Raw genomic sequence first — 5,000 nt, 5'->3', positions numbered from 1 at the left:
CCACTTTCCTCTTCTGCACTCAAGTCTCCCAGTTTCCAATGACCCTCCACGGTTGAGCCGTGGGCTTTCACATCAGACTTAAGAAACCACCTGCGCGCGCTTTACGCCCAATAATTCCGGATAACGCTTGCCACCTACGTATTACCGCGGCTGCTGGCACGTAGTTAGCCGTGGCTTTCTGGTTAGGTACCGTCAAGGTGCCAGCTTATTCAACTAGCACTTGTTCTTCCCTAACAACAGAGTTTTACGACCCGAAAGCCTTCATCACTCACGCGGCGTTGCTCCGTCAGACTTTCGTCCATTGCGGAAGATTCCCTACTGCTGCCTCCCGTAGGAGTCTGGGCCGTGTCTCAGTCCCAGTGTGGCCGATCACCCTCTCAGGTCGGCTACGCATCGTTGCCTTGGTGAGCCGTTACCTCACCAACTAGCTAATGCGACGCGGGTCCATCCATAAGTGACAGCCGAAGCCGCCTTTCAATTTCGAACCATGCGGTTCAAAATGTTATCCGGTATTAGCCCCGGTTTCCCGGAGTTATCCCAGTCTTATGGGCAGGTTACCCACGTGTTACTCACCCGTCCGCCGCTAACTTCTTGAGAGCAAGCTCTCAATCCATTCGCTCGACTTGCATGTATTAGGCACGCCGCCAGCGTTCATCCTGAGCCAGGATCAAACTCTCCAATAAAGTTAGTTTGTCTAGCATCTAAAAATAAAAATTGACGTTTCACGTTGTTTGTTTCGTTCAGTTTTCAAAGAACTACTTGGTCGCTCATTTGCGACTTCCTTATGTTAACATCTTCGTTAGTTAATGTCAACTAAGTTTTTCATTTTGTTTGTCGCTTGCGACGTTAATGTCATCGGCGACTTGTTCTATATTACACCTCTAAAGTATAATCGTCAATACGTTTTTTAAAAAACTTTATATTTTATAGATTTCATTTACGTATTTCTTCTATAGTTATATACAAGCACCCCACAGAACAATCTATGGGGTGCTCTTCTACCATAAAAACTATTGTTCTTTCGACGGCACCGAACAACTTCCATCAGCACAAGAAAGATCGCTTCCACCATCTGCTGAAAGTTCCTGTAACTTCGGTGCAGGATTCTCTTCTTCCCAAACTTGCTTAAGTGCACCAACAAAAGTTTCAAGTGGTTGTGCACCTGAAATAGCATACTTTTGATTAATAATAAAATAAGGCACTCCCGAAATTTGATATTGCTGAGCAATCGCTTCATCAATTCTAACATCATTTGCGTACGCATTTTTATCATTAATAACATTTAAAGCTTCTTGCTTATCTAAACCTGAGGCTGCAGCGATAATAGCAAGTGTATCCACATCACTTAAATTTTTCGATTCAGTGAAATATGCAAAAAGTAGATTCTCCGTAATCTCCTTTTCTTTTCCATGATTCTTTGCAAACTTCGCAAGACGATGCGCATCAAACGTATTCGTCGGCTTCATCTCATCAAAGTTAAAACTTAAACCCATACTAGCTGCATGATTTCCTAGCTGTACGTTATTACGCTTAGCTTCTTCAATACTAATTCCATACTTTGATGCAAGCACTTCATTAATACTTGTTCCAGAGTAAACGGGAGTATTCGGATCCAACTCAAAACTTTTAAACTCAACTTCAACATCCTTCTTATGTGGAAATTGCTCTAAAGCCATCTCTAATCTACGTTTCCCAATATAGCAAAATGGGCATACAAAATCCGACCAAACCTCAATTTTCATATAAACACCTCATTAACATTTAGTTTTCAATCATTGTAGCACTGAGATTAAGGAATTCAAAAGTTTTTGCTCTATCTCCTTCATATAGTACATACAAAAATACACTTATAGCAGACTACCTAATTAACAAAAAAAACGATAATCAAAAGGATTAACTATTATCCCTCCGATTATCGTCTATATAAATGCAACAACTTTAATTATGCCGGAATATACTTCCCTACGAACTTCCATACGGTATTCCAATATTTATTCGAATCTACTTTCTCCGCTTCTCCATGCCCAGCACCTGGAACAATTAATTTCTCTTTTTCTACTTTTGCAGCATTATATACTTCATCTAACATTTCAAAAGGAACGAATGTATCAGCATCCCCATGAATGAATAGCATAGGTGTTTTACTTTTCGCCACTTGTTTTACAGCTGAAGCTTCTTCTAAATCATATCCAGCTCTTAATTTTGTAACTGTATTTGCCGCATTCATAACAGGAAACTTCGGCAAGTGGAATAAATCTTTTAGCTGATAAGTAAATTCATCAATAACGGTTGAGTATCCACAATCTTCAATAATAACTTTAACATTAGAAGGTAAATCTTCTCCTGAAGTCATCATTACAGTTGCCCCGCCCATTGAAACACCAAATAGAGCTATTTCAGCATTAGGATCTTTCTTTAAGATTTGTTGAATCCAAATCAAAACATCTTTACGATCATGCCAGCCCATACCAACATAATCCCCTTCACTATTTCCGTGACCACGAAGGTCTGGTGCTATGACATTATAGCCTTGTTCATAAAAGTTACGAATATATTTCGTCATTTCTGATGCTCTACCATTGTATCCATGAACCACAATTGCCCATTTATGACTAGATGATTCATTCATATATTCATAGCCTTTTAAATTCAATTTATCGAAAGAACGTATAGTTAATGTGTTAGGTTTATACTTCGATACGAAGTTCGCATTCTTTTCTTCATTTGTAGCCAATACATCTCCCGATGCATTTACCGTTTCTACTAAATGAGGATTATCTTGCAAAAATTCTTTTTCTTGTTTCGCATTCAATGCGTAGTTATAAAAATAATTCCCAACTAACATATACACGATTAATAGAAGGACTAAGACTACTATAGTAATTATACCTATCCTTTTCATATTATCTCCTTTTCTAACTTAAATCTTCTTATATTAAAGTACATCAAAAAACAACTGTACTATTTTAACACACCAGTCAATCTTATCTTTAAGAAATAAAATAGAAAATCTTAAATTACATATCAAAAATCACGAAAGAAATCGAATAAAACTTATATAAATATGTAATTAGCTTTGAAAAGAAGTTACAAAATACAAAAAAGACGAGTCATTCTGACTCGTCTTAAAGTTGCTTGGCGACGTCCTACTCTCACAGGGACAAGGTCCCAACTACCATCGGCGCTAGAGAGCTTAACTTCCGTGTTCGGTATGGGAACGGGTGTGACCTCTCTGCCATCATCACCAAACTATGAAGGCATATTCCTTCAAAACTAGATAACATTGCTACATATTATATGGTTAAGTCCTCGATCTATTAGTATTCGTCAGCTCCACATGTCACCATGCTTCCACCTCGAACCTATCAACCTGATCATCTTTCAGGGATCTTACTAGCTTACGCTATGGGAAATCTCATCTTGAGGGGGGCTTCATGCTTAGATGCTTTCAGCACTTATCCCTTCCGCACATAGCTACCCAGCTATGCCCTTGGCAGAACAACTGGTACACCAGCGGTGCGTCCATCCCGGTCCTCTCGTACTAAGGACAGCTCCTCTCAAATTTCCTACGCCCACGACGGATAGGGACCGAACTGTCTCACGACGTTCTGAACCCAGCTCGCGTACCGCTTTAATGGGCGAACAGCCCAACCCTTGGGACCGACTACAGCCCCAGGATGCGATGAGCCGACATCGAGGTGCCAAACCTCCCCGTCGATGTGGACTCTTGGGGGAGATAAGCCTGTTATCCCCGGGGTAGCTTTTATCCGTTGAGCGATGGCCCTTCCATGCGGAACCACCGGATCACTAAGCCCGACTTTCGTCCCTGCTCGACTTGTAGGTCTCGCAGTCAAGCTCCCTTATGCCTTTGCACTCTACGAATGATTTCCAACCATTCTGAGGGAACCTTTGGGCGCCTCCGTTACACTTTAGGAGGCGACCGCCCCAGTCAAACTGCCCACCTGACACTGTCTCCCGGGTCGATAAGACCCGTAGGTTAGAATTTCAATACAGTCAGGGCGGTATCCCACCAGCGCCTCCACCGAAGCTAGCGCTCCGGTTTCAATGGCTCCCGCCTATCCTGTACAAACTGTACCAAAATTCAATATCAGGCTACAGTAAAGCTCCACGGGGTCTTTCCGTCCTGTCGCGGGTAACCTGCATCTTCACAGGTACTATAATTTCACCGAGTCTCTGGTTGAGACAGTGCCCAAATCGTTACACCTTTCGTGCGGGTCGGAACTTACCCGACAAGGAATTTCGCTACCTTAGGACCGTTATAGTTACGGCCGCCGTTTACTGGGGCTTCAGTTCAGAGCTTCGCTTACGCTAACCCCTCTCCTTAACCTTCCAGCACCGGGCAGGTGTCACCCCCTATACTTCGCCTTACGGCTTCGCAGAGAGCTGTGTTTTTGCTAAACAGTCGCTTGGGCCTATTCACTGCGGCTTTCCGTTAAGAAAGCACCCCTTCTCCCGAAGTTACGGGGTCATTTTGCCGAGTTCCTTAACCAGAGTTCTCTCGCACACCTTAGGATTCTCTCCTCGCCTACCTGTGTCGGTTTGCGGTACAGGCACCTTTTATCTCGCTAGAAGCTTTTCTTGGCAGCGGGGAATCAAAGACTTCGCTCCATAAGGAGCTTCCCCATCACAGCTCAGCCTTCACGATAAGCGGATTTGCCTACTTATCAGCCTAACTGCTTGGACGTGCACAACCAATCGCACGCTTCTTCTATCCTTCTGCGTCCCTCCATTGCTCAAACGATAAAGAGGTGGTACAGGAATATCAACCTGTTGTCCATCGCCTACGCCTGTCGGCCTCGGCTTAGGTCCTGACTAACCCTGAGCGGACGAGCCTTCCTCAGGAAACCTTAGGCATTCGGTGGACGGGATTCTCACCCGTCTTTCGCTACTCATACCGGCATTCTCACTTCTAAGCGCTCCACCAGTCCTTCCGGTCTGACTTCACTGCACTTAGAACGCTCCCCTACCACTGATACCAT

General features: G+C 43.4%; 2 protein-coding genes and 3 rRNA genes (2 of these 5 cut by a window edge). All 5 read right to left on the bottom strand.

Translation table 11 applies throughout. The features are described 5' to 3' along the window. A 16S ribosomal RNA gene (locus ACW0JX_RS01555) occupies nt 1-683 on the bottom strand (it extends 869 nt beyond the left edge of the window). Between the two features lie 327 nt (nt 684-1,010). Next, complete coding sequence (locus ACW0JX_RS01550; protein ID WP_144465894.1) at nt 1,011-1,742, bottom strand: DsbA family oxidoreductase; 732 nt, start codon at nt 1,740-1,742, stop codon at nt 1,011-1,013. A gap of 200 nt (nt 1,743-1,942) precedes the next feature. Continuing rightward, entirely contained in the window at nt 1,943-2,902 is a 960-nt protein-coding gene (locus tag ACW0JX_RS01545) for an alpha/beta hydrolase (RefSeq protein ID WP_000821101.1), read from the bottom strand. A gap of 231 nt (nt 2,903-3,133) precedes the next feature. Continuing rightward, a 5S ribosomal RNA gene (gene rrf, locus ACW0JX_RS01540) occupies nt 3,134-3,249 on the bottom strand. A gap of 48 nt (nt 3,250-3,297) precedes the next feature. Then, a 23S ribosomal RNA gene (locus tag ACW0JX_RS01535) occupies nt 3,298-5,000 on the bottom strand (it continues 1,219 nt past the right edge of the window).

The organism is Bacillus sp. C-3-6 (assembly GCF_054509685.1).
This window is presented reverse-complemented; position numbering and strand designations above follow the sequence as displayed.